We start from the raw sequence: 25,559 nt of genomic DNA, 5'->3' as shown, positions 1-25,559 counted from the left end.
ACCATGATCATCGACACCGCCGACCTGGACCCCACCTCGGCTTACAAGCTCCTCATCGGCAGCGTGCTGCCTCGGGCCATCGCCTGGGTCAGCACCGCCTCGACCACCGGGGTTGGCAATATCGCACCGATTTCGTTCTTCACGGTGGTCGGGCGCTTTCCGCCGATCCTGTCGATCAGCCTGCAACCGCGTTCGGACGGGGTGACCCTCAAGGACACCTTCGTCAACATCCGCGACACCAACGAATTCGTGGTCAACATCGCGACCATCGGGCAGGCCGACGAAGTCCACCGATCCGCATTCGAATTCGGTACCGACGTCGACGAATTCGAGGCTCTGGGCCTGGAGAAGGCGCCTTCCGAAGTCATTTCCGCGCCCCGTATCGCGGGTGCGCCGATTTCCTTCGAGTGTGTCGTGGACCGCATCATCCCTATGCCGCCGCTGCCTGATCACGTGGTGTGGGGACGGGTGAAGCGCATCCACGTGCGCGACGACCTGTACCTCGAGCGGGGCCGCATCGACGTCGGCGCCCTGGGGGTGTTCGGCCGGCTCGCCGCCGAATACACCATGGTGGACAACATCTTCACCACTCCGCTGCCCGAGCCACTGGTCGCCGAACTCGGCGCACTCCGCGCCGGCCGGCTCGACGGACACTCGAGCGACTACTCCCCCATCGACACCGCCGAATGGTCGCCGTCGGGCTCGACGAAGACGGCCGTGCAATGACCACGCATGCCACGGGGTTCCACATCCGGCGAACCCCCGCATCCGCCCCGGGTGCCCCGACCGTACTGCTCATTCACGGGTTCCTCGACGACGCCTCGGTATGGGATGACGTGATCGACGCGCTGGCCGGTGAGATCACCACCATCAGCTACGACCTACCCGGTTTCGGGAGGCGCAGCGAATCGGTAACTGACGCCGCCGCCATCACGTTGCAGGCGTTGGCCGCCGAGGCCGGCGACATCGTTGCAGGACTCGACGGGCCGGTCGTGGTGGTCGGCCAGAGCCTCGGCAGTCAGATCGCCGAACTGGTTGCCGCAGCGCACCCGGATCAGGTCTGCGGCCTCGTGCTGTTGACCCCGGTTCCGCTGGGCGGTACGCAATTGCCTGACGAAGTTGCCGCGCAGTTCCGCGCCATCGACGGTGACAGCGCCGCGCAGCGTGCGGCCCGATCCGAACTGTCACCTGGCCTCACCGACACGCAACTCGACCGGTTGACTGCCGTCGGTAACCCGGTGGCCGCCGGCGTCGCCGCTCACTATGTCGACGTGTGGAATACCGGCTACCCCACTGCGCCGGCCCGGAGTTCCTACGGCGGCCCGGTGTTGATCGTCCGCGGCGGCGCAGACACTTTCGTCACCGCAGCTATCGCCGAAACCATCGCGGCACGCTTCGCCGGAGCCGAAACCCACGTCGTCGACCAGGGCGGCCACTGGCTACACGTCGAGTACCCGGGCACCGTCGCCGCGATGATCCTCGATTTCACCGACGCACTCACAGAGTCCACCCCATGACCCGCACACTGCAGCACAAAGTCTTTGTCACAGCACAGATTCCACAGTCAGGCCGCGGACCCCTACCCGACGGCAGCCCGCGGATGTGGTCTCCGATCAGCTCCACGCTCATCACAGGTCAGCAAGACGCATTGCTGGTAGACCCACCGATGACGACCCGGCAGGCAGAGCAGGTCGGCGACTGGATCGCCGCGTCCAGACACACGTTGCGACACATCTACATCACCCACGGACATGGCGATCACTGGTTCGGTGCCATCCCGCTCTTGCAGCGCTTCCCCGGCGTCGCCGTCCACGCCACCGCGGGAACTGCCGAACTCATGGCGGCACAGAACGATCCGCAGTTCCGCGCCGAGTTCTGGGACCGCGTGTTCCCCGGACAGCTACCCACCGGTGAGGTCGAGGTATCGGTGATCGATCAGCAGGGTCTCGAACTCGACGACACCGCACTGATTCCCGTCGAGGTCGGACACACCGATACCGAAGCCACGACGATGCTGTACGTGCCGGCGACGGGCCTCCTGGTCGCCGGCGACGTCGTCTACAACGGCGTGCACCTGTACCTGACCGAATCGGGTGGCACAGCCGGCATCGACGACTGGCTCGCCGCCCTGGACGTGGCGGAGTCACTGAACCCCACTCAGGTGATCGCCGGACACAAGGAGCCCCATACGCCGGACTCCCCGGCTCAGATTGCAGCTACCCGTCGCTACCTGCTGGATGCACGGCGGTTGTTGCGATCCTCGTCCGATGCAGCCGATTTCTATGCGGCGATGCTGAACCTCCACGGCGACCGGATCAATCCGGGGGCGCTGTGGGGTGGAGCGATCACGCTGTTCAGTCCCACATCGAGACCGGGTTGAAGTCGTCGCGTTCGTTTGTCCGCTGCGGTCGGCCGGCCTCGGTGCGGCGCCACTGAAAACCCGCCTCGTCTTCGTAATAAATTGTGACGCTTGTTCTTACCGATATCCTTCATGACCGAACCCGCTGGTCACAAACGCCGCGGCACTTCGAGCCCGTTGCGTACTTCGATAGCCCGCACACTGCGGTTGAACGCCTTGCGCAACGAACCTTTGGCGACCGTGCCGAGCGCCCATGACAACGCTTTCCCTTTGGCGTTCTTGCCCTCTCGCACGATCTCGAGGTCGACGTGCGTCGTGCCGTCTCCTTGCCGAGTCAGCGTGTACACGTAGCCGGAGGCACCACCGAACACGTTCGAGTCGGTCGTCGTCAGCACCACCCGCGTGGGATCGGTCCAGTCGTACGTGAGCCGCTCCCAGATGCCGCCCGATCCCTCGGTCACGTCGGCGCGGCCGGGCACGAGGTTGTGCACTTCGAGGTAGGAATCGGCACTGTTGGGAAAGACTTCCTCGCGGCCAGGCCCAAAGTCGGTGAGCCCCTGGACATATTGCTCCGGCGTCGCGGTGGTGGTTGCCTGGAATCGAATAGTGGACACTGGTCGGTCCTTTCGTGTGGTGGGTGTCGTCATCGGCAAACAGCGCGGACACCTGAGGCGGCATTCCGTACCAGCGGGTCCCCGTTGATCCTGGTAGCGACAGGACCACCCTGAGTGGGACCCGATATCGCCGGCTGCGCGTTCTTCGGAAGGCAACCTGCGAGAAAGGCCCGCCATGACGTCGAACTTGCTCAACTCGGTGCTTGACGCGCACGGCGGACTCGACCGGTGGCGCAGCTTCAGCGCCGTGGAGGCGACCATCGTCACCGGCGGCAAACTGTGGGGTATCAAGCGGCAGCCGCAAGACCCGGTGCCGCGCCGGATGTCCGTTGCACTGCACCGGCAATGGGCGTCGGTGCACCCGTTCGGCGCCCCGGATCAACGGACCGACTTCACCCCGCAGCGTGTGGCCATCGAGAAACTCGATGGCCAGACAGTGGCAGAACAAACCGATCCGCGGGCCACGTTCGCGAGCCATGTCCTTTCGACGCCGTGGAATCCGTTGCAGCGGGCGTACTTCAACGGCTACGCATTGTGGACGTACTTGACGACGCCGTTCTTCATGGCGCTGCCGGGCATGGTCGTGACCGAGATCGACCCGATCATGGACCACGGCGAACGGTGGCGCGGGCTGCAGGTGCGCTTCCCCGACGGCATCGCCAGTCACAGCCGCGAAGAAGAGTTCTACTTCGGCAGTGATTTCCTGATCCGGCGGCACGACTATCGCGTCGACGTCGCCGGTGGGTTCGCGGCACAGCACTACGTCAGCGAGATGGTCGAGACCGACGGCATCAAGCTGCCGACGAGGCGCCGGGCCTACCGATGCGACGCTGCCGGCCGTCCCCTGGCCGACGAACTCATGGTGGCCATCGACATCAGTGACATCCGCCTGATTCCCGAGGAGCGGACCGCACTTCCACATGTCTAACCAGGTGGCATATCGTGGCGGTCATGGATTTCGCGTTGTCGGCAAAAGCGCAGGATTACCAGGACAGGCTCACCGAGTTCATGACCGAACTCGTGCTGCCGTCCGAGGCCTCCTACCACGCCTATCGCGAGGAGAAGGGCCCGAAGGACCACACGGTGCCGCCGGTGGTCGAGGAGCTCAAGATCGAGGCCCGCAAGCGTGGCCTGTGGAATCTGTTCCTGCCGTCGGAGTCCGGGTTGACCAACCTGGAGTACGCCCCGCTGGCGGAGATTTCCGGCTGGAGCATGGAGATCGCCCCGGAGGCCATCAACTGCGCGGCGCCGGACACCGGCAACATGGAGACCCTGCACCTGTTCGCGAACGAGCAGCAGAGCAAGCAGTGGCTCGAACCCCTGCTGGCCGGGGAGATTCGCAGCGCGTTCGCCATGACCGAGCCCGCCGTAGCCTCCTCGGATGCCCGCAACATCGAGACGACGATGCTGCGCGACGGCGGGGACTATGTCATCAACGGCCGCAAGTGGTGGATCACCGGCGCCGCTGACCCGCGCTGCAAGATTCTGATCGTGATGGGCCGCACCAACCCTGATGCGGCCTCACACCAGCAGCAGTCAATGATCCTGGTGCCCGTCGATACCCCCGGCGTGGACATCCAGCGCTCGCTGCCGGTGTTCGGCTGGCAGGACCAGCACGGGCACTGCGAGATCGTCTTCGACAACGTCCGGGTGCCGGCGGAGAACCTGCTGCACGAGGAGGGTTCGGGGTTTGCGATCGCGCAGGCGCGGCTGGGGCCGGGCCGTATCCATCACTGCATGCGCGCGATCGGCGCCGCCGAGCGGGCCCTGGCGTTGATGATCGACCGGGTGTCCACGCGGGTGGCGTTCGGCAAGCCGCTGGCCGAGCAGGGCGTGGTGCGCGAGTCGATTGCCAAGTCCCGCAACGAGATCGACCAGGCCCGGTTGTTGTGTGAGAAGGCTGCCTGGACCATCGACCAGCAGGGCAACAAGGCTGCCCATGTGCTGGTGTCACAGATCAAGTCGGTGGCCCCGCAGGTCGCGTGCGATGTCATCGACCGCGCCATCCAGGTGCACGGCGCCGCGGGAATCTGCGATGACGTCCCGCTGGCCCGGCTCTACGGCTGGCACCGGGCGATGCGGTTGTTCGACGGCCCGGACGAGGTGCACATGCGCACCATCGCGCGCGCCGAACTCGGCCGAGAGAAGTCGGCACTGGCGGCCGCGGCGTTGGGTCGCTGATGCGGTCGACTGGCCTGGAACTCGCCGGCGCCTGGAACTTCCGCGATGTCGCCGAGGAGACGGGCATCGCCGGTGGCCGGTTGTTCCGTTCCAGCGAGCTGAGCGGACTGGACGACGACGGCCGTAAAGCCTTGCAGCGTTTCGGAATCAGTGATGTCGCCGACCTCCGGTCGCTGCGCGAGGTCGAGCGCCGAGGTCCCGGGCAGGTGCCCGACGGCGTTGCGATCCACCTGCTGCCGTTCCACGAGTTGGCCGCCGCCGGCACCGAGGAAGCCGAGGCGCCGCACGAGAACGCCTTCGAGAAGATGATGACGGAGAAGCCCGACGACGAGGACGTCGCGGCGGCTGCCGGTCGCTTCATGGTCGAGGAATACCGCCGCTTCCCCACCCTGCCGGGCGCGCATCTTGCGGTGCGCCAGGTCATTTCGATGCTCGCCGACTCCCGCCCGGTGATCGCGCACTGCTTCGCCGGCAAGGACCGCACCGGATTCACGGTGGCGACGGTGCTGGGCGCCGTCGGAGTCGAGCGCGACGCGATCCTGACCGACTTCCTGCGCAGCAACGACGCGGTGCCGCAGCTGCGGGAAGGCATCCTGGAGACCATCCGCACCCGGGCCGGGCAGACGGCCGAGGTCGTCACCTTCGCCGAGGCCCGGCTCACCGAAGAGGTGCTCGGCGTCCGCGAGGAGTACCTGGATGCGGCTCTCGATGTCGTGGAGTCCGAGTACGGTTCGCAGGCGAATTACCTTGCCGCCATTGGGGTTACCGAGGACCAGCTGACGCGGTTGCGGGGCGTGCTGCGGGGCTGAGGCGGTGCCTAGCCGCGTCTCGCGGTGAGTGTCACCCGAACGTCGTCCGTCACCTTCATCGCGCCCATCAGCATCGAATACTGCTTGATGCCGTGGTCACTGTGCCGTACGACCGCCGCTCCGCTCAACCGCCAACCGGCGTCGTCCCGCACCGCCTCGACGTCGACGGTCTGCTCGTTGCTGCGTCCACCGAGGTCCAGGGTTCCGGTCAGCCGCCACGAGTCGGCATCGGGTTCGATCGACGACGAGCGGAATGTCGCCTGCGGAAAGCGCTTGACCTGCAACGTCTTCAGCGCGTTGCTCCGCACCAACGCCTTCTCCGCGCTGGACAGCGGAGTCATCCCACCCTCGCCCGTCAGCACTTCGAGTGAGTTCAGTTCGACGCTCACCTCGACCGAGACGGGTTTGTCTCCGTCCCAGTCCACGGTCGCCCGCCACGAGCGCAACGCGATGGTCAATCGGTGCCCCATCCGGGCCGCGCTGCCGGTCACGCCCGTGTGCAGCAGTAGCTCGCCGTCGGCTTCGCCGAGATTCCATTGCGTAGGGGTCAATTGCCCAACACCAATCCCGTCACCCACGCGACCGTCGAGAGCAGCGCGGCCGTCAATTCGACCCCCATGGCCAACGCAACGCCTTTCATGGCGTGCTTGGTCGACGTCCAGGCCCGGCCCTTGTCACGCAGTGCCGAGTACTCGGACAGGTAGACCCCCAGCACGAAGCCGATGGCCAGTCCCAGCACGGGAATCACGAAAAACCCGATGACACCGAGGATTCCGCCGACAACGAGGCTGCGGGTGGCCACGTCGGCCCGCCGCATCCGGCGCATCGGCCAGAGGTACTTGATCACCTCGCCGGCCAGGAACAACGCCGCCGCGACCCCGAGCACCACCCACGACGTCGCGGTGTGGACGACTACCGCCCACACCGCGATCGCGAGGAATACGACCAAACCGCCGGGTAGCACCGGCACCACGATGCCGACCAGGCCGATCGCGATGGCCAGCGCAACCAGCACTGTTCCCAAGGTATTCACGACTAGGGCTCCAGGACTGCCTTGCCGTGAATCTTCCCGTCGGCCAATGCCTGTAGTGCCGCAGCACCGTCGGCCAGCGGAAAGCGCGTCGGCTCCGGCGGTCGCAGCCCGGCCTCGACCAGCTTCGCCAGGCCGGCGCCGATCTCGGCAGCCGAGCCGGGCACCCGGTTGATGAACTCGCCGTACCCGACGCCCACCACGCTGATGTTGCGCAGCAGCAGCCGGTTCACCTTGACCGACGGAATACCTTGTCCGGCAGCGAAACCCAGCACCAGCAGCCGGCCCTCGGTGGCCAGTACCCGAATCGCGTCGTCGAAGGCGTCGCCGCCGACCGGGTCGACCACCAGGTCCGCTCCCCGGCCGTCGGTGGCCGCCAGTGCCGCGTCGCGCCAGCCGTCGGTGAGCGGCAGCACCACGTCAGCGCCGAGTGAGGCCACGAAATCCATCGCCTCGACCCGGTGCACCATGGCGATCACCTTGGCGCCCATGGCCTTTGCGATCTGGATGGCCGCGACCCCGACGCCGCCGGCCGAACCGAGCACCAGCACCGTCTCCCCCGCCAACAGCCCGCCGCGGCGGGCCAAAGCGAAGTACATCGTGTAGTAGTTGCCGAGCAGGCAGACCGCCGAGGCGTCATCCAGGCCGTCGGGCGTGGGGATCACCGACGACGGCAGAGCCAATGCCCGTTCGGCATAGCCGCCCATCATCGTGAAGGCCGAAACCCGTTGACCGGCAACGAAACCGGAACCATCCGGCGCCGACCGGACGGTACCGGCCACCTCCATGCCCGGGGTGAATCCCGGCGGCAGCTTGAGCTGGTACTCGCCGCGGATCAGCAGCAGATCGGGGAAGCAGACGCCGGCCGCGCCGACATCGATGACCACCGCATTGCCCGAAGGGTCACCGGCATCATCGATATCGGCGTAGGCAAGGCCCGAGGGGCCGGTCAGCGACTGCGCAACAAGCGCCTTCACCTATCAGCCGAGCGCAAACGACGCGGCCTTGGCGGCAGACAGATCGGTGATCTCGCCCCACCGCGCGGCGACCTCGTCGACACTGGGCACGTCGTCAAAGGTGACACCGTCGTTCTGGAACAGCGCGGTGCGCTGCACCTTGCCACCACCGACGATAAAGATCGACCCGGTCTCCGGCAGCTCTTCGCTGCACAGCTGCGCCACGACCGGCGCCACGTACTCCGGCGACAGCTTCGCGAAGACCTCCGGCGGCACGATGTCCTCGGTCATCCGGGTGGCGGCGATCGGCGCGACGGCGTTGAGCTTGATGTTGTACTTGGCGCCTTCCTGGGCCAGCGTGTTGATCAGACCGACCAGACCCAGCTTCGCGGCGCTGTAGTTGGCCTGACCGAAGTTGCCGAACAGGCCGCTGGTCGAGGTGGCGACCACGACGCGGCCGTAGGCGTTCTCGCGGAAGTGCGGCCAGGCGGCACGGATCACGTTGTACCCGCCGTACAGGTGCACCTTGAGCACAATGTCCCACTGGTCGGCGGTCATCTTGTGGAAGGTGCCGTCCCGCAGGATGCCCGCGTTGGACACCACGCCGTCGATCTTGCCGAAGGCTTCGATCGCGGTGTTGACGATGTTCTCGGCGCCCTCGGCCTCGGCGACGCTGTCGTAGTTGGCGGCGGCGCGGCCGCCGGCGGCCTTGATCTCCTCGACAACCTGGTCGGCCATGTTGTGGCCGGCACCGGTGCCGTCACGCGCGCCGCCGAGGTCGTTGACCACGACACAGGCGCCTTCACGGGCCAGCGTCAGCGCGTATTCGCGACCCAGGCCGCCACCGGCACCGGTGACGACAATGACGCGATCCTGCACTCCGGGCATGGGTTTCCTCTCATGGAAGGTCAGCGGGACACCGCGGTGGGCGTCCCCTTGTGTATACGGCGACCGATTGGCCGCCGCATCGGTGGGTCCGGTCTGACGTCGACCGGCCTAGAAGAACTTGCGCGCGATCTTCCACGCCTTGTCGGTGTACGGCGGGTAGATCAGCTTGCCCAGGTCGGGCCGCGTCGGCTTGGTCATCACCGACTTCGCGTGGCTGAACTCCAGGAAGCCGTACCGACCGTGGTAGGCACCCATGCCGGACGGTCCGACGCCACCGAACGGCAGCCGGGCCGTGGAGACCTGGAAGATCAGGTGGTTGACCAGCATGCCGCCGGCAGGCACCTCACGGATGAAGCGCTCGCGGACGGCCTTGGCCTTGGTGAACAGGTACGCGGCCAGCGGCTTGGGCCGGGCGTTGACGAAGGCGATGGCGTGGTCGAGCGAATCGACGGTGATCACCGGCAGGATAGGCCCGAAAATCTCCTCGGTCATCACCGGTGCGTCCAGCGGCGGGTCGACCACGACAGTCGGCTGCATGGTGAGCCGCGCCGGGTTGGTTCCGCCGCCGGTGACGACGTCCCCGCCGGTGCCCAGGTAGCTGCTGAGTCGGTTGAACTGCCGCTCGCTGACGATCGGCAGGCCGTCGACGTCGTCGGCGGTGAAAGCCACGATGGCGTCGCGGATCTTGGCGACCAGCTCGTCGCGGATCGGCTTCTCGGCCACCACGTAGTCCGGCGCCACACAGATCTGGCCCGAGTTGACCACCTTGGCGAATGCGATGCGCTTGGCGGCGACATCGATGTCGGCGTCAGCGGCGACGATCACCGGGCTCTTGCCACCGAGTTCCAGCGTGACCGGGGTCAGGTGCTCGGCTGCGGCCGCCATGATCTTCTTGCCGATCTCGGTGCCACCGGTGAACATGATGCGGTCCAGGCCCTGCGCGATGAGTTCCTGGCTGACCACGCCGTCGCCCTCGACCACGGCGACGGCCGAGGTGTCCAGGTACTTCTCGACCAACTCCACCATCAGCCGCGACGAGGCCGGAGCGAACTCAGATGGCTTGAGCACCACGGTGTTTCCCGCGGCGATGGCACCGACGAGCGGGCCCAGCGTGAGGTAGAACGGGAAGTTCCAGGCGCCGATGATCAGCACCGTGCCGTAAGGCTCGTATTCCACCCAGCCACGGCCGGGCAGTTGCGAGCGCTCCAAGAGGCGATAGCGACGTTTCGCCCACTTGTGCAAGTTCTTGGCCGCGTCCTTGGCCTCGGCGATGGTGCCGACGCTGTCCGCGAGCCAGGCCTCGAAGGGCTTGCGGCCGAGATCGGCCTCGAGCGCCTTGGCGATGGCGGTCTCGTTCTCTTCCATCGCCTGGGCCAGCGCGAGCAATTGCTTCTTGCGCCACTGCAGGTCACGGGTGCGCCCGGTGGCGTAGGTCTTGCGTAGGCCGGCGACAACCGCCGGGATATCAGCAGCTGTTGGGCCGACGGATACAGCTGAATCAAGGGTCATGACGAACGTCCTTACGTGAGCCAGGCAACATTCGAATCCTAGCCAACCGGCCGGTTGGTTAGAAGGGCCAGCCGCTCCGGATCAGCGCTTGAGTGCGGTCACGAACGTAGAAAACGCCTTGTCATCGGTGGCATCAACCTGCACCCAGCGATTCAGCCGGCGCATCTCATCCTGGGAGGTGACGGACGTGGACGACCAGCCGTGCGAGTCGAGCCATTGGGCCACGTCGGCGCGATCGGGGTCTTCGTACATCAGGTCCTGCACGTTCATGACCTGTCCCATGCCGAACTGCCCGGCGAGCTTGTCGAACCGATCGCGCATCCGCTGGCGGCGTTCGGCGGCGTGCTCGCCGACCGTCTCGACCGAGATGCGGCTGCCCGGTGCACTCAGCGCGGTGACGTTGTCGAAGAGGCGGTCCTGCGCGTCGGCCGGCAGGTACATCAGCAGCCCTTCGGCCAGCCAGGCGGTCGGCGCCGAATCGTCAAATCCCGCGTCCCGCAACGCTTTCGGCCAGTCGTTGCGCAGGTCGATCGGCAGCTGGTGCAATACCGCGACCGGCGTCGCACCGTGCGCCTTCAAGGTCTGGTCCTTGTACTCCAGCACCTTCGGCTGGTCGATCTCGAAGACCGTCGTGCCGGCCGGCCAAGCCAATCGGTAGGCCCGCGAATCCAGCCCGGACGCCAGGATCACGACCTGCCGAATGCCGGCGGCCGCGGCGTCGGCGAAGTACGCGTCGAAGAAATGCGTGCGCACAGCCTGGTAGTTGCCCATGTGCTCGAGCACCGCGGCGACCTCAGGATCGGCACCGGCCATCCGGTTGTTGAAGTCGGCGTCCAGGATCGTCTCCCACACACCGGTGCCGGCGCCGGCGACCAGGATCTTGGCGAACGGGTCGCGGATCAACGCGTCGTCACGTTCGGATTCCCCGGCCCGCGCTGCGGCAACCATCACCGCCGTCGCGCCGACGCTGCTAGCGATATCCCAGGTGTCGTCGTCGGAGCGTTCGCTGCCCATGTACTAGATGTACCAGCTGACGCCGACCTATTCGGTGACCCGCCACAACTTGTTGGCGAGCAATAGTTCGAGCCGCTCGATGACGGCCGTCAGCTCCTGATGGCTGCCGACATATCCGGCGTAGAAGCCCATCCCCCACATGACGGCGATCAGCATCTCCACCACGGTGGGCACCTCGGTGTCGACGGCCAGCTCACCGCGCTCGATGGCGTCGGTGACAGCCCAGGTCACGAAGTCACGGGAGGCCACGAGCGCGTCGTGCTCCTCCTGGCGCAATTCGGGATGTCGCTGAGCCTCGAGAATCGAGGTCACCAGAAACGCCGCGGCGGATCGGTCCTCGGAGTCACCCTGGATGGCGGCGACGAAGAAGGACGACAAGCGCCTGATGAAGGTGGTCTCCTCCTCGGCCCGGCGACGGCCCGCAGCGACCACCAAGGCGTTGGTCTGATCGAGGACCTCGCCGTACAGCACCCGCTTGTTCGCGAAGTAATGATTGATCGCTGGGCGCGTCAAATCCGCGCGGATGGCGATGGCTTGGAATGTTGCTGCGTCGTAACCGAGTTCACTGAAAACCTCGCGGGCAGCGCGCAGGATGCGCTCACGGGTTTCGGCCGCCTTCGCCGCGGGAGGGCGACCCGGGCCTCGGGTGGCGATGTACGGCATCGTCAAATTGTGCCACAGATCTCGGCCCGGCCCTGCTCGTATGCGAAGCACAGCCGCCAAAATTACTTCTTCCAGCAAACTTGCAGTTATGTCAATGACCGATTGCTGCACAGCGCCAGGTTCGCGGCCGCCGGCCGGTCCCGATCGGTAGCCCGGCCAGGAACGACCCCGCACCGGCGGCGGCCGGGAGAAAGCCGGCCCGGTGGCGTGTCGTTGCCGGCGCACGACGACGTCAGCCAAATTAATGTTGGGCGCCATGGCGGGCGTGGTGTCGCGAGAGTCGCTGGCGGTGCGCTGGCAGCAGCTGCGTGCGCGGCCGCACGACGGTGATCCCGAACATGACGCGCTGCGCCGGGCGACCCGTGCGGGATTGGTGCTGCCGGTCGTCGCGGTCGTCGGACTGGCGGTCGGTACCGCCGTCGGCAGCGGTTCGCAGACGACGCTGTTCGCCATCTTCGGCGCGGTCGCGCTGTTGGTGGTGGTGGATTTTCCCGGCAACCGGCCGGCGCGGGCGCTGGCCTACGCCGGGCTCGGCTTCAACGGTGCGGTCCTGATCACCCTGGGCACGCTGCTGTCCCCGCATCCGTGGCTCGCCGTACCGGCGATGTTCGCCATCGGCGTGCTGGTGACGTTCTCCGGTGTCCTCAGCGAGATCATCGCCGCCGGCCAGCGCTCCACCTTGATGACGTTCGTGCTGCCGGTGTGCACGCCGGCCGGCCCGGTCCCCGATCGACTGCTCGGCTGGGCGGTGGCCTGGACCATTGCCGTCCCCGCCGCCCTGTTCCTGCTGCCGCCCACGCATCACGACGACCTGCGCAAGCACGCGGCGCAGGTGTGCCGGCTGCTGGCGGCCCGGCTGGAGGGGTCGGCGACGGCTCAGGAGCTCTCCGATGCGATGGAGGCGCTGGGTGACAACTTCCTTGGCGCCGATTTCCGCCCGGTCGGTTTGACCGCCGGCAGTCGCGCCCTGGTGCGGGTGGTCGACGATCTGCGCTGGCTGTGCGACCGTGCCACCGACGCCACCGGCTCACTGCTGGCGGAGACCCGTGGGCCGGCCATTCGGGTATTGAACGACTGCGCCCGGGTGCTGAGCACGCCGCAGGCCGAGGGCCGCGATCGCTACCGCGCCGATCTGGCCGAGGCGCTGACCGCCCATCGGGCCGCGACCCGCGGGCGCTACCGCGAGGACATCGAATTGATCCGGGGCGAGCCCGACGACCTCCTGGCCGTCGCGGCCGGCCGAAAACTGTTGCGGCTACGGACCTTCTCGGCATGTGTGGGGGCCACCGGCCGGGTCATCGGGTTGGCGGCCGACGCCGACGCCCGCCCGGTGTGGGCCCGCGTCCTGGGTCGGCGATTGCCGGTATCCGGGAACTTCGACCGAGTGTTGTCCGAATCCCAGGCCGTGTCCGCCATCCCGTCGGGGTTCGTCGCGACCCGGGCTGTGGTGGTGCAGAACAGCCTGCGCACCGGCATCGGGTTGGCCGTGGCGGTGGCGGTCGTTCATCTGTTTCCCCTGCAGCACGGATTCTGGATCGCCATGGCGTCCCTGTCCGTGCTGCGCAGCAGTGCGCTGACCACCGGGACGCGCGTCGTGCGTGCGGTCGGCGGCACCGCGATCGGGTTCCTGCTCGGCACCGTGGTGATCCACCTGATCGGAGCGAATCCCGTCCTGCTGTGGTTGCTCCTGCCGATCGTGGCGTTTGGTTCCGCCTATGTGCCCGACGTGTTTTCGTTCGTCGCGGGCCAGGCGATGTTCACGATGTTGGTGCTCACGATCTACAACCTGCTCAGTCCGGCGGGCTGGCGGGTCGGGCTGATCAGGCTCGAGAACGTCCTGGTCGGCGCCGCGGTGGGCGTCGTGGTGTCGCTGCTGCTGTGGCCGCGAGGTTCAGCGGCGGTGGTGCAGCGCACGCTGGACTCGGCGCGCACCGCCGGCACGCGGTACCTGATCGCCGCCGTGCGGCGGGTGACCCGCGGCGCATCCGAGGCAGCCACCGACCGGGTGCACGCACTGAGCCATGACGCCCTGACCGCCTCTCGCACCGTGGATGATGCTGTGCGCCACTTTCTTTCGGAGAGCAGTGGGGCCACGGAGTTGCGGGCGCCGGTGGTCCGGGCCGCCAATCAGACGGTCCGGTTGCGGGCGGCGGCCGACCTCATCGCTGACGTCGTGCCGCCGCCCCTGGCCCCGTACCCGGCTGCCCGTGCCGTACTGGAAGAGCACACCGCCTCGATCTGCGCCCGAATCTCGGGCACCGAAGATCCCGGCGCCGCAGAGCGCAGCCCGATCAGTGACGACTTCGTGCTGGCTCTGCGCGCCGAGTCCGGAGGCGGAACCTTGTCGGTCGAGGCCGCGCTGCCTCTGGTGACCGTCGCGGCCAGCCTCGGTGAGTTGGAGCTGCTCTACCCCGCGCCCTCTTGATCAGCGGCCGGGCCGGTGCGGCTTCAACGCATTCGGCGGAATCTGGCCGAACTTGCCGGACTGGAAGTCCTCGAACGCCTCGATGAGCTCCGACTTGGAGTTCATCACGAACGGGCCGTAGTGGAAGACCGGTTCCCGGATCGGCTGGCCCCCGAGCAACAGCACCTCGAGCGCGGGCCGGTTGGAGTCCTGGCCCGCATCGGCAGCGACGGTGATGCGGTCCCCCGGTCCCAGCACGGCCAGCTGGCCCTGGTGGATGGGGTGCCCGACGGGTCCGACCGTGCCGCGTCCGGAGAGGATGTAGACGAGCGCGTTGAACTTGCGGTTCCACGGCACGTCCAGTCGAGCTCCGGGCGCAATTGTGGCGTGCGCCATGGTGATTGGCGTGTGCGTCCCACCCGGGCCCGTGGCGTCGCCGATCTCACCGGCGATGACGCGCACAAGTGCGCCGCCGTCGTCGGAGGACAACAGGGTCACGTCGGTGCCCTCGATGGCCTGGTACCGGGGGGCGGCGAACTTGTCCTTCTTGGGCAGGTTCACCCACAGCTGCAGGCCGTGGAACAGGCCACCGCTCTCGACGAGTTCGGCAGGCGGCGTCTCGATGTGCAGGATGCCCGATCCGGCGGTCATCCACTGCGTGGCGCCGTCGGTGATCAGGCCGCCGCCACCGTGTGAATCCTGGTGCGCGAAGCGGCCGTCGATCATGTACGTCACGGTCTCGAAGCCGCGGTGCGGGTGCCAGTCGGTGCCCGTCGGTTCGCCGGGCTCGTACTCGACCTCACCCATCTGGTCCATGTGGACGAACGGATCGAGGTCGGCCGGGCTCACCCCGGCGAAGGCGCGGACCACCGGGAAGCCCTCGCCCTCGTAACCACGCGGGCCGGTGGTGATGGACCGCACCGGACGTTCTGTCTCACTCGGTGCGGCGGGAGCAATACGCGGCAAGCTGATCGTGTCAGCAGTGATAGCAGGCATGTCACCTATAACCGGACCATAGTCCGATTAATTCCGGATGGCAACAGCGCAGGTCAACGCCCAGCCAGCGCCGCAATCGCGACACTGCGCGCCTCGTCCGACGACTCCGCCGCCAGCGCGGCATCGGCGGCCGCCCGGCACTGATCGAGCGTCACCCCCGACAGCGCCGCACCGACCGCGCGGACCGCGGCAGCCGCCGTCGACAGTGACGTCACGCCCAGCCCGACCAGCACGCACGCCAGCGCCGGATCAGCCGCGGCCTCTCCACACACGCCGACCGGCTTGCCCTGCTCCTCGCCCGCCTTGGCCGCCGCGTGCACCAGCGCCAGCACCGCCGGCTGCCACGGGTCGCTCAACGTCGCCAGGTCGGCCGACATCCGGTCGGCCGCCATCGTGTACTGCGTCAGATCATTGGTGCCGATCGACAGGAAGTCGACGTACCGCAAGATCCGGTCGGCCAGGAGCGCGGCGGCGGGCACCTCGATCATCACACCGGGCGTCAGACCGAAAGACCGCACCTGCACCGCAAAGGCTTTCGCTTCCGCCGGCGTCGCGATCATCGGGGCCATCACCCACGGACGCTGTCCAGTCGCCGCGGCCGCAGCCGCGATCGCCTGGAGCTGTCGGGTCAGCAGCTCCGGATTGCCCTGGGCGATGCGGATGCCGCGCACCCCCAGCGCCGGGTTGGCCTCATCGGCATGCCCGGCGAATCGCAGCGGCTTGTCCGAACCCGCGTCGAGGGTGCGCACTACCACTTTTCGCTCCGGGAACGCCGCCAGCACGTCTCCGTAGATTTGCGCCTGCTCGTCGACGGTCGGTTCGAGATCCCGATTCAGGAAGCACAATTCGGTCCGGAACAGCCCGATGCCCTCCGCCGGGGTCGCGGCGGCCGCGTGCGCGGCGGCGCCGTCCTGCACGTTGGCGAGCACCGCTACCCGATGCCCGTCAGCGGTGGATCCGGGGCCACGCCAGCTGTCGGCAAGGTCGGACTCACGCCGCGCCTGCGCCACGGCCTCGGCAGCCGCGGTCGCGTCGGGCTCGATCGCCACCGTCCCGTTGGTGCCGTCCACCAGCACCATCGCGCCCGACCGCACCTGCTCGAGACCGGAAACGGCTACCACGCACGGAATGCCCAGCTGGCGGGCGATGATCGCGGTGTGACTGGTCGGCCCGCCCAGGCTGGTCACCAACGCCACCACCAGCTGCGGGTCCAGCCCGGCCGTGTCCGCGGGCGCCAGGTCCTCGGCGCACAGCACCGACGGCACGTCCGGCACCGGCACCCCCGGCTCGGGAAGTCCGCGCAGTTCGGCGATCACGCGATCCCGGATATCCCTGAGGTCGGCGACCCGTTCGGCCATCAATCCGCCCATCCGGGTGAACATCTCGACGAACTGGTCTGCCGTCGCGACGACGGCCCGCACCGCGGACATGCCGTCGGCGATGCGCTTGTCCGTCGCCGCCGCCCAGGCCCGGTCCTGCGCCAGCGTCGCCGTCGTGGCCAACACCTCCGCGGCCGCTCCAGTCGCCTTGGCCGCCCGGGTCCGAAGGCGGTCCGCGACGGTGACCGAAGCGGCCGCGAAGCGATCCCGCTCCCCCGCGCGCTCCGGCTCCCCCAGTTCAACGGGCGCGGCGTCGGCCTCGGGCGTGGGTCGCGCCCCTGGCCACAGCACCGGCGCGTAACGCACTCCGCCGACTGCGGGAACTCCGCGCAGCACCACCGGTGGGCCGCCGGTTTCCACGTCGACTGGCATTGGCTGTGGCGTCGGGGCCGGGCTCACAGATGTCTGGCTCATGTGATGTAGATTACTCCGAACCGTTGACAAGTCAACATATCCAAGCGTAAAACAAACAATACAAAGATCGAATCGGATGTGTTCCCACAATCTTGGAGGGTCATGTACGCGGAAGAACGGCAGCAGGCCATCGCCTCGCGAGTGCTCGCCGACGGCCGCGCCTCGGTCAACGAACTGGCAGACGCCTACGACGTCACCACAGAAACGGTGCGCCGCGACCTCGACGTCCTCGACAAAGCGGGGGTCATCCGCCGCGTGCACGGGGGAGCGGTGCCGGCCCGCACACTGCACCTGGTGGAGCAGGGCGTGGTCCAGCGCGATTCCACCCAGACCCAACAGAAGGCCGCGATCGCCGCCGCGGCGGTTGCCCTGCTGCCCGCCACCGGCGGGACGGTGCTGATCGACGCCGGCACCACCACCGCGCGCATCGCCGAGCTCATCCCCACCGACCGCGACCTGGTCATCATCACGAACTCGATTCCCGCGGCCGCGAAGCTGACGTCCAACCCGACAATCTCCCTGCAACTGCTGGGCGGCCGGGTCCGCAGCCTGACCCAGGCCGTGGTGGGGGAGCAGGCGCTGCGAACCCTCGACTCCCTGCGCGTCGACGTCGCCTTCCTCGGCACCAACGGCATCACCGTCCGGCACGGCTTCTCCACCCCCGACAGTGACGAGGCCGCCATCAAGCGCGCCATGGTCAAGTGCGCCAATCACGTTGTGGTGACGGCTGATTCGAGCAAGTTCGGCCGCGAGGACCTGGTCAGTTTCGCACCGCTGTCGGCCGTACGGACCGTCGTCACCGACAACGAGATCCGCGATCACGAGCGCCGCCAACTCGTCGACGCCGGAGTCGACGTCATCTGCGCGGAGGCCGGCTCGTGATCGTCACCGTCACCCTCAACCCCAGCCTGGACCGCACCCTCTCCCTCGACGAACCGCTGACCAGGGGAGCGGTACACCGCCTGATCCCCGTCTCCACCGAGCCAGGGGGCAAGGGCGTCAACGTATCTCGCGCGCTGACGCAGAACGGTGTCGACACCGTCGCCCTGCTGCCGGCCGCCGACCACGATCCGATCCTGGCGGAGCTGCGGACCCGCGGGGTGCCGTTTCACAACATCGACATCCCCGGCACCGTGCGCAGCAATCTGACGATCACCGAAAATGACGGCACCACAACCAAACTCAACGAGCCCGGGGCACATCTGGATGACGCCGCCCTGGCGGCGCTGACCGCAGTCGTCCGTGATCACGCGGCGCGGGCCACCTGGGTGGTGCTGTCCGGATCGCTGCCGCCGGGCGTTCCGGACGGCTGGTACGCCGACATCGTCGCCCAGCTGGCGGCGCTGCCGTGCCGCGTCGCGGTGGACACCTCCGAACGGCCGCTCACCGCACTGGCCGACGGCTTCGCGACCGCGGCGCCCGATCTGATCAAGCCCAACTCCGAGGAACTCGCGTGGTTGACCGGACGCTCAGCACACGAGCTGGAAGAGGCTGCCGCACAAGGTGATCCACTGCCGGTGATCGCCGCCGCCCAGCAACTCGTCACGCGCGGGGCGCACACCGTGCTCGTCACCCTCGGCGGCGCCGGCGCGGTCCTGGTCGACCACGACGGCGTGTGGGCGGCAACGGCCCCGTCCATCGTGCCGCGCAGCACTGTCGGCGCGGGTGACGCATCGCTGGCGGGATATCTCGCCGCCACCATCGCCGGCGCTCCGCCCGCGCAGCGGCTCCAGACGGCCGTTGCCTACGGCAGCGCAGCTGCCTCGTTGCCAGGTTCCGCACTGCCCAACCCGGAGCAGATCGATGTGAAAACCGTTCGCGTACAGGCAGTCACCTCTGCCTCAGCCATTCTCTGATCCCGTTCTAATCAAAGGAACACCCATGCCGATCATCACCTCGGACCTCGTCGCACTCGACGTCGACGCCGGTCCAGACAAGCAGAATGTGATCGAACTGCTGGCCGGCCGGATGGCCGCGGCCGGCCGCGCCACCAACCGCGACGGACTCATCGAGGCCGCACTGGCGCGCGAATCCCAGTCCGCCACCGGCCTTCCCGGCGGCATCGCGATCCCGCACTGCCGATCGCCCCATGTCGACGACCCGACCATCGCTTTCGCCCGGCTGGCACCCGCGGTCCCGTTCGGCGCGCCCGACGGTCCCGCTGACCTGGCGTTCCTCATCGCGGCCCCGGAATCGGGCGGTGCCGAGCACATGAAGCTGCTGTCCAGCCTGGCCCGGGCGCTGGTGCGCAAGGACTTCGTCGAACAGCTCCGTGCCGCGGGCACGGACGCCGAGGTGGTCGCTCTCGTCGAGGGCGTCGTCAGCCCGGCACCCGCAGCCCCAGTCGCACCGCCGACCCCGGCCCCTGCGCCCGAATCGGCGCCCGCCGCCTCACTCGTCGCAATCACCGCCTGTCCCACCGGAATTGCGCACACCTACATGGCCGCCGATGCCCTGAAACTGGCCGCCGACCGCGCGGGAGTGCGCTTCAGCGTCGAAACCCAAGGGTCGTCCGGCTCGACCCCACTGTCGGCCGAGACCATCGCCGCAGCCGACGCCGTCATCTTCGCCACCGATGTCGGGGTCAAGGACAAGCAGCGGTTCGCCGGCAAGCCCGTCGTCGCCTCGGGCGTGAAGCGGGCCATCAACGAACCCGACACCATGATCGCCGAAGCCGTTGCCGCGGCCAAGGATCCGCGGGCCGCCCGAGTGCAGGGCGATGCAGCGGCCGCCGCGCCCACCGATGCCCGCAGCGGGCTGGGTTGGGGCACGCGGCTGCGCCAGATCCTGCTGACAGGTGTCAGCTACATGATTCCGTTCGTCGCGGCCGGCGGCCTGCTGATCGCGTTGGGGTTCCTGTTCGCGGGCTACGAGATCGCCAACAAGCCTGCCGGGCAAACTGATTCACTCGCGCACATCATCGCGACCACCAATTCACTGACCAACCTGCCGACCGGCGGACTCCCGCAGTACCTCGGTGCGGTGCTGTTCACACTCGGCGGGCTGGCCTTCGGATTCCTCGTCCCGGCCCTCGCGGGCTACATCTCGTTCGCCATCGCCGACCGTCCCGGTATCGCACCGGGTTTCACCGCCGGTGCGGTGGCCGTCGCCGTCGGGGGCGGATTCATCGGCGGCATCGTCGGCGGGCTGATCGCCGGGTTCTCCGCACTGTGGATCGGATCGTTCAAAGTGCCCCAGTGGTTCCGCGGCCTGATGCCGGTGGTGGTGATCCCGCTGGGCGCCTCACTGATCGTCGGCCTGTCGATGTTCCTGCTGCTGGGCCGCCCCTTGGCCGCCGTCACCTCGGGCCTGACCCACTGGCTCGGCAGCATGACCGGCAGCTCACTGGTCCTGCTGGGCGTCATCCTCGGCCTGATGATGTGCTTCGACCTGGGTGGCCCGGTCAACAAGGCGGCCTACGCCTTCGCCGCCGCCGGACTGAACATGAGCGACGTCGCGTCGCTGCGGATCATGGCCGCCGTCATGGCCGCCGGGATGGTGCCGCCGCTGGCCATGGCGTTGGCCTCGGCCGTCCGGCCCCGGCTCTTCACCGAACCTGAGCGCGAAAACGGCAGGGCCGCTTGGCTTCTCGGCGCGTGCTTCATCACCGAGGGCGCCATCCCGTTCGCCGCGGCCGACCCGCTGCGGGTCATCCCGTCGATGATGTTCGGCGGCGCCGTCACAGGGGCCCTGGTGATGACGTTCGACGTGACCTCCAAGGCGCCGCACGGCGGCATCTTCGTCTTCTTCGCCATCGACCACCTCATCTGGTTCGTCGTGGCGGTGCTCGTCGGAGCCGTCTGCAGCGCACTGGCGGTCATCGTCGCCAAGAGCGCGGGCAGGGCAGTCCCAACGGCCGAAGCCACCGCATCCCTGCAGCCCACCGGCAGCTGAACAACTTCCAGATCAGACAACCAACCCAACCCCACAAAGGAGAAGCCATGCCCAGCAAGACCGTCACCGTCGGATCCGCCATCGGCCTGCACGCCCGTCCGGCGGCCGTCATCTCCGAGGCCGTCGTCAACTCCGGCGCGCAGGTAACCCTCGCGGTCGACGGCGGCGAACCCGTGGACGCCGGCTCGGCGCTCATGATCATGACGCTCGGGGCCGGCAACGGCGCCCAGGTGACGGTGGCTTCGGACGACGAAACCGCGCTCGCGGTGGTCGCCGACCTGGTGTCGCAGGACCTCGACGCCTGACGCGCACCGCTCGGGGCCACTCCCAGCGGCCACAGAAAGCGCACTGAGCCCCCGCTACACACCACTAGTATGAATTCGTGCTACATGGTTACGGGGAAGGCATCGCGGTTCACGCAGATGTCGTAGCAGGGAAAATGTCACGGGGGACTCGGAAGTTCACGAGCGGTCGTCCCCATGGTGGGGGCGGTAGCTCGTGCGTCGTCTAGCCGCCGTCGCTGCGGCGTTGCTGCTGGCTGTCGCCAGCGCGCCGCCCGCACTGGCCATCGAACCGCCGGCCATCGACCCTGGCGCCGTCCCTCCCGACGACACCGGCCCCGATCAAGCGATGGAGCAGCGCAAGATCTGCTCCGCGCCGGCTGTGCTGCCGAACTCGAACTTCGCCGACAAGCCGTGGGCGGCCGACTATCTGCACCTCGCGGAGGCGCAGAAATTCGCCACCGGGGCGGGCGTCACCGTCGCGGTCATCGACACGGGCGTGAACGCCTCGCCGCGCGTGCCCGCCGAACCCGGCGGCGACTTCGTCGACAAGGGCGGCAACGGCCTGTCGGACTGCGATGCCCACGGCACCCTGACGGCCTCGATCATCGCCGGCCGCCCGGCGCCGACGGACGCATTCATCGGCGTCGCCCCCGAGGCCCGCATCCTGTCGCTGCGCCAGACCTCGGAGGCCTTCCAGCCGAAGGACTCACGCAGCGATCCGAACGACCCCAACACCACCCAGACCGCCGGGTCGCTGCGCAGCCTGGCGCGCGCCATCGTGCACGCGGCGAATCTCGGTGCCCAGGTAATCAACATCTCAGAGGCCGCCTGCTACAAGGTGACCCGCGCCATCAACGAGACCACTGTGGGTTCGGCCATCGCCTATGCGGTGAACGTCAAGAACGCCGTGGTCATCGTGGCCGCCGGCAACACCGGCCAGGACTGCAACCAGAATCCGCCGCCGGACGCCGCGACGCCGTCGGACCCGCGGGGCTGGAAGCAGGTGCAGACCATCGTCTCGCCGGCCTGGTATTCGCCGTTGGTGCTGACCGTCGGCGGCGTCGGGCCACAGGGCCAGCCGAGCACCTTCTCGATGTCGGGCCCATGGGTCGGTGCCGCCGCGCCGGCCGAAGGCGCCACCGCGCTGGGCTATGACGGCAATCCGGTCAACGCACTGACCGGGCAGGACGGCCCCATCCCCATCAACGGCACCTCGTTCGCCGCGGCGTACGTCTCGGGGCTGGCCGCCCTGCTACGGCAGCGTTTCCCTGACCTGACCGCCGCGCAGATCGTCACTCGGATCACCGCGACCGCGCGGCATCCCGGTGGGGGGGTAGACAACTACGTCGGGGCCGGCGTCGTCGACCCGGTGGCGGCGCTGACCTGGGATGTGCCCGCCGGCCCCAAGCAGGCGCCCTACCAGGTCAAGAGCATTCCGCCGCCGGTATACATCCCGCCGCCGGACCGCGGACCCATCACGATGGTCGTGGTGGCCGGTGCCGCACTGGTCGTGCTGCTCGGCCTGGGCGCGGTGACCCGTCGGGCGCTGAGGCGCCGATGAGGCACTTCGGGTTCCGCTTCACCACGGGGCACCTGCTGTGGGCGGCGACGCTCGTGCCCGCCGTCGTGCTGCTGTGCATGCATTTCGACCTGCTGTGGCTGGGCATCACGCTGGGCGTGCTGATCGCGCTGTTCTCCGTCCTCGCCATCCGCGGGCGACGGCTGACGGGCTGGATCGCCGCGATGTTCGCGTGGCAGCGCCGGCGCAAGGTGGCCCTGCCCGCACCGTCCGAGCCGGCCGTCGGCGCGACGGTCATGCCCGGCGATCACGTGGCCGTGCGCTGGCTGGGAGATCACCTGATCTCGGTGGTCGAGTTGGTACCGCGGTCGTTCACCCCGACGGTGATCGTCAACGGCGAGGCCTTCACCGACGACAACCTGAACACCCGGCTGGTGGAGCAGTTGCTCGCGGCGCATGCGCCCGACCTGGAGGCCGACATCGTCTCGGCCGGCTACCGCGTCGGCAAGACCGCCCCGTCGAGCGTCGTCGCGCTGTACGAACAGGTGGTCGGGCCCTACGCCGCGCCGGCGAACCGTCGAACCTGGATCGTGTTGCGAGCCAATCCCGACGAGACCCGCCGCTCGGCAATGCGCCGCGGCACCGGGGTGTCCGGCCTGGCCAGTTACCTGGTGGCGACCACGACCCGGATCGCCGACCAATTGGCGAGTCACGGCATCGACGCCCGCCCGGCCCGCAGCTTCGAGGAATTCGATCGGGCGACCGCGATCGGGGGCCGCCCCGGGCCGACCACACGATCACCCGAGTGCGGGTCAAGCCGGGTCAGGCCCCGACAGCGACGGTGCTGCTGACGACGCTGGCCACGCCGACGACGCCCCGCGGGTTCTCGTGCCTGTTCGGTGGACAGCGCGCCGCGCTGGAGGGGCTGAGCCCGATCACCGACCGGCACTACGAGCTGCCGATCGGCTCGGCCGGCGTGCTGGTGGGGGAGACCGCCGACCGCTACCCGGTGTACATGCCGTTCGACAACGTCGATTCCACGATCAACCTCGGTGACGCGCACCTGTTCACGCAGTTCGTGGTCCGCTCGGCGGCAGCGGGCGCCGTCGTCACCCTGGCACCGCAGTTCAAGGAATTCGCGGGGTTCATCAATGCCCGGATCGGGAACGTCCCCAAGGTGGCGTGGCCGAATGCCACCACCTACCTGGGGCCACATCCGGGAATTTCACGAATTCTGTTGCGCCACAACTTTATCGACACTCCGCGTCACCGTCAGCTGCCCATCCAGCTGATCAACCCGCGCGAAGAGAGCCGGTTCCAGATGGCGTTGGAGAAGTAGGGGGGAGCAGGGAGATGTCCGGAAAAGTCAAAGTCTCCTCGGAGACCCTAAGGACCAAGGCCAGCGAGGTCGACGTGGCGCTGCCGACGCTGCCGCCCGGCCCGCAGGCCCCGTCCGCGCTGAAGATCTCGCAAGACGCGACCAATCTGATCAAAGAGAACTTGAACCACCTGTCCGAGATGCTCGCCGCCGGACGCAGCCAGAATCAGCGGCTGGCCGCGATGCTACGGGCCGCCGCCGACGCGTACGACGCCGCCGATGCCAGCGGCAAAGCAAACATCGAGGGCGGCAACAGCGCGCCGGCGCCGGTCAGCGCCAACCTGCCGGTCGCCGTTCCGGCTCCGGAAGATCGCAAGTGCGGCCCTAACGGGCCTGGTGACGACGGGATGGATTGGCAGGACGCCGCGCGGCAGATCAACTCCACCGATCAGGGCATCTCCCTCGGCAGTTTCGTCACCCAGATGAATACCACCGCAACGCAATTGGCTGCTATGGCAGACAAGTACACGATGGCAGGCACCGACTGGGAGGGCGACGCTGCCGAGGCCGCAGAGAAGGCAATGCGGGACTACGGGACCTGGCTGCACGGCATGTCCGAGACCGCCGGGCAAGTCGCCAAGCAGGCGAGCACGCTCATCGAAATTCACGGCGGCAAGCGCGACGAACATCCGAGCTTGGCGGACGTGGCCCACTTCGAGCAACTGCTCAACGACATGTGGGAGACCGGGGCCCAGTGGCTCGGCATGTCCGAGTTCCAGGAGCGGTCGGACAATGTCCGCAAGGCGTACGCCACCCAGGCCAGCTTCCAACCGATCAATCCGCCGCACCCGCCCGACCTGGGCTACAAGTCGCCGGCCGTAAAGCCGGGGGATGTGGCGAAGAAAGACGACAAGAACAACGGCGACGGCCGCGGTCAGACACCTGGCGGCGGTTCGCCGTCCGGAGGCGGCGGCGGGACACCGAGTGGCGGACAACCGTCGATGCCGGAATCGCCGAGCGTCAGTCCCGCGAGCGCCGGAGCCCAGAAGCCTGAGAGCGGTGGATCACCTTCTGGCGGTTCGCCTTCCGGCGGCGGCTCGCCGTCGGGTGGTTCAGGACAGGGTTCGCCGAGCGGAGGCATGCCCGGCGGCTTGGGCGGCGACAAACCGGAGATGCCGAGCCTGCCCGACGGCCCGAGCGTGAGCCCGGCGTCAGCCGGCGGCGGCGCGGGCGGGGGATCCGGCGGCGGTGGCGGCGGGCTGGGTGGCCAGCCCCTGCAGCCGGCGGCCGTCGCACCGGCGACGGGCGCTGGTGGTGCGGCAGCGGGC

Annotated in this window: 23 protein-coding genes and 1 pseudogene; 14 read left to right on the top strand and 10 right to left on the bottom strand. The window is 68.2% G+C overall.

Features of this window, described 5'->3' with window-relative positions; all coding sequences use genetic code 11:
* The first annotated feature begins 3 nt into the window (after positions 1–3).
* From AC1U2B_RS23680 to AC1U2B_RS23670, 3 genes are read left to right on the top strand one after another with little or no spacing between them, the layout of a single operon-like run.
* The gene (locus AC1U2B_RS23680; RefSeq protein ID WP_480218706.1) at positions 4–726 is read left to right on the top strand and encodes a flavin reductase family protein; all 723 of its coding nucleotides are present in this window, start codon (positions 4–6) and stop codon (positions 724–726) included.
* Complete coding sequence (locus AC1U2B_RS23675) at positions 723–1,517, top strand: alpha/beta fold hydrolase (protein ID WP_480218705.1); 795 nt, start codon at positions 723–725, stop codon at positions 1,515–1,517. The genes AC1U2B_RS23680 and AC1U2B_RS23675 overlap by 4 nt, the downstream gene beginning before the upstream one ends.
* Entirely contained in the window at positions 1,514–2,380 is an 867-nt protein-coding gene (locus AC1U2B_RS23670) for an MBL fold metallo-hydrolase (RefSeq protein ID WP_480218704.1), read from the top strand. Before AC1U2B_RS23675 ends, AC1U2B_RS23670 begins: the two co-directional genes overlap by 4 nt.
* Before the next feature lie 128 nt (positions 2,381–2,508).
* On the opposite strand, the gene AC1U2B_RS23665 is transcribed toward AC1U2B_RS23670, so the two are convergent.
* Positions 2,509–2,973 carry a hypothetical protein gene (locus AC1U2B_RS23665; protein WP_480218844.1) on the bottom strand — a complete coding sequence of 155 codons (465 nt, stop codon included), beginning with the start codon at positions 2,971–2,973 and terminating at the stop codon, positions 2,509–2,511.
* Between the two features lie 175 nt (positions 2,974–3,148).
* Between AC1U2B_RS23665 and AC1U2B_RS23660 the strand changes: the two genes are divergently transcribed.
* The 3 genes from AC1U2B_RS23660 to AC1U2B_RS23650 are packed head-to-tail and all read left to right on the top strand — an operon-like array spanning position 3,149 to position 5,963.
* Positions 3,149–3,901 carry a hypothetical protein gene (locus AC1U2B_RS23660; protein ID WP_480218703.1) on the top strand — a complete coding sequence of 251 codons (753 nt, stop codon included), beginning with the start codon at positions 3,149–3,151 and terminating at the stop codon, positions 3,899–3,901.
* Between the two features lie 23 nt (positions 3,902–3,924).
* Positions 3,925–5,154: an acyl-CoA dehydrogenase family protein gene (locus AC1U2B_RS23655; protein ID WP_480218702.1), complete on the top strand. Its 1,230-nt coding sequence runs from the start codon at positions 3,925–3,927 to the stop codon at positions 5,152–5,154.
* A complete protein-coding gene (locus AC1U2B_RS23650) occupies positions 5,154–5,963 on the top strand; it encodes a tyrosine-protein phosphatase (RefSeq protein WP_480218701.1) in 810 nt (269 codons plus the stop codon). Before AC1U2B_RS23655 ends, AC1U2B_RS23650 begins: the two co-directional genes overlap by 1 nt.
* Positions 5,964–5,971: 8 nt before the next feature.
* Here the strand turns inward: AC1U2B_RS23650 and AC1U2B_RS23645 are convergent, their stop codons facing one another.
* The 7 genes from AC1U2B_RS23645 to AC1U2B_RS23615 form a co-directional block, all read right to left on the bottom strand.
* On the bottom strand, positions 5,972–6,514 hold the full coding sequence (locus AC1U2B_RS23645; protein ID WP_480218700.1) for a YceI family protein: 543 nt from the start codon (positions 6,512–6,514) through the stop codon (positions 5,972–5,974).
* A complete protein-coding gene (locus AC1U2B_RS23640; protein WP_480218699.1) occupies positions 6,511–6,996 on the bottom strand; it encodes a DUF456 domain-containing protein in 486 nt (161 codons plus the stop codon). The genes AC1U2B_RS23645 and AC1U2B_RS23640 overlap by 4 nt, the downstream gene beginning before the upstream one ends.
* Before the next feature lie 2 nt (positions 6,997–6,998).
* Positions 6,999–7,970, bottom strand: a complete 972-nt coding sequence (locus AC1U2B_RS23635) for an NADPH:quinone oxidoreductase family protein (RefSeq protein ID WP_480218698.1) — start codon at positions 7,968–7,970, stop codon at positions 6,999–7,001.
* Between the two features lie 3 nt (positions 7,971–7,973).
* Complete coding sequence (locus AC1U2B_RS23630; protein WP_043391304.1) at positions 7,974–8,837, bottom strand: SDR family oxidoreductase; 864 nt, start codon at positions 8,835–8,837, stop codon at positions 7,974–7,976.
* Positions 8,838–8,945: 108 nt separating this feature from the next.
* The gene (locus AC1U2B_RS23625; protein ID WP_480218697.1) at positions 8,946–10,346 is read right to left on the bottom strand and encodes an aldehyde dehydrogenase family protein; all 1,401 of its coding nucleotides are present in this window, start codon (positions 10,344–10,346) and stop codon (positions 8,946–8,948) included.
* A gap of 81 nt (positions 10,347–10,427) precedes the next feature.
* A complete protein-coding gene (locus tag AC1U2B_RS23620; protein ID WP_480218696.1) occupies positions 10,428–11,360 on the bottom strand; it encodes an SAM-dependent methyltransferase in 933 nt (310 codons plus the stop codon).
* Positions 11,361–11,387: 27 nt separating this feature from the next.
* Positions 11,388–12,023, bottom strand: coding sequence for a TetR/AcrR family transcriptional regulator (locus tag AC1U2B_RS23615; protein ID WP_043391310.1), 636 nt, complete (start codon positions 12,021–12,023; stop codon positions 11,388–11,390).
* Between the two features lie 256 nt (positions 12,024–12,279).
* On the opposite strand from AC1U2B_RS23615, the gene AC1U2B_RS23610 reads away from it, so the two are divergent.
* The gene (locus AC1U2B_RS23610) at positions 12,280–14,448 is read left to right on the top strand and encodes an FUSC family protein (protein ID WP_480218695.1); all 2,169 of its coding nucleotides are present in this window, start codon (positions 12,280–12,282) and stop codon (positions 14,446–14,448) included.
* On the opposite strand, the gene AC1U2B_RS23605 is transcribed toward AC1U2B_RS23610, so the two are convergent.
* Entirely contained in the window at positions 14,449–15,423 is a 975-nt protein-coding gene (locus AC1U2B_RS23605; protein WP_133760115.1) for a pirin family protein, read from the bottom strand. It lies immediately after the preceding gene.
* A 53-nt stretch (positions 15,424–15,476) separates the two neighbouring features.
* The gene (ptsP, locus tag AC1U2B_RS23600; RefSeq protein ID WP_480218694.1) at positions 15,477–17,216 is read right to left on the bottom strand and encodes a phosphoenolpyruvate--protein phosphotransferase; all 1,740 of its coding nucleotides are present in this window, start codon (positions 17,214–17,216) and stop codon (positions 15,477–15,479) included.
* Between the two features lie 102 nt (positions 17,217–17,318).
* Here ptsP and AC1U2B_RS23595 point away from each other — a divergent pair, with 102 nt between their 5' ends.
* The 7 genes and pseudogenes from AC1U2B_RS23595 to AC1U2B_RS23565 form a co-directional block, all read left to right on the top strand.
* On the top strand, positions 17,319–18,098 hold the full coding sequence (locus AC1U2B_RS23595; protein ID WP_480218693.1) for a DeoR/GlpR family DNA-binding transcription regulator: 780 nt from the start codon (positions 17,319–17,321) through the stop codon (positions 18,096–18,098).
* On the top strand, positions 18,095–19,072 hold the full coding sequence (gene pfkB, locus AC1U2B_RS23590) for a 1-phosphofructokinase (protein ID WP_480218692.1): 978 nt from the start codon (positions 18,095–18,097) through the stop codon (positions 19,070–19,072). The genes AC1U2B_RS23595 and pfkB overlap by 4 nt, the downstream gene beginning before the upstream one ends.
* A 25-nt stretch (positions 19,073–19,097) precedes the next feature.
* Positions 19,098–21,110 carry a PTS fructose transporter subunit IIABC gene (locus AC1U2B_RS23585; protein WP_480218691.1) on the top strand — a complete coding sequence of 671 codons (2,013 nt, stop codon included), beginning with the start codon at positions 19,098–19,100 and terminating at the stop codon, positions 21,108–21,110.
* Positions 21,111–21,157: 47 nt separating this feature from the next.
* Complete coding sequence (locus AC1U2B_RS23580) at positions 21,158–21,415, top strand: HPr family phosphocarrier protein (RefSeq protein ID WP_260934609.1); 258 nt, start codon at positions 21,158–21,160, stop codon at positions 21,413–21,415.
* A 193-nt stretch (positions 21,416–21,608) separates the two neighbouring features.
* Complete coding sequence (gene mycP / locus AC1U2B_RS23575) at positions 21,609–22,955, top strand: type VII secretion-associated serine protease mycosin (RefSeq protein ID WP_480218690.1); 1,347 nt, start codon at positions 21,609–21,611, stop codon at positions 22,953–22,955.
* Positions 22,952–24,252 (top strand): annotated as a pseudogene (gene eccE / locus AC1U2B_RS23570) (type VII secretion protein EccE). The gene mycP and the pseudogene eccE overlap by 4 nt, the downstream one beginning before the upstream one ends.
* Before the next feature lie 14 nt (positions 24,253–24,266).
* On the top strand, positions 24,267–25,559 hold a 1,293-nt coding region (locus tag AC1U2B_RS23565; RefSeq protein ID WP_480218689.1), incomplete at its 3' end, for a PPE domain-containing protein.

The organism is Mycolicibacterium sp. P4_G11 (assembly GCF_056555145.1).
Note: the sequence above shows the minus strand (reverse complement) of the source record. Positions and strands in the feature narration are given on the sequence as shown.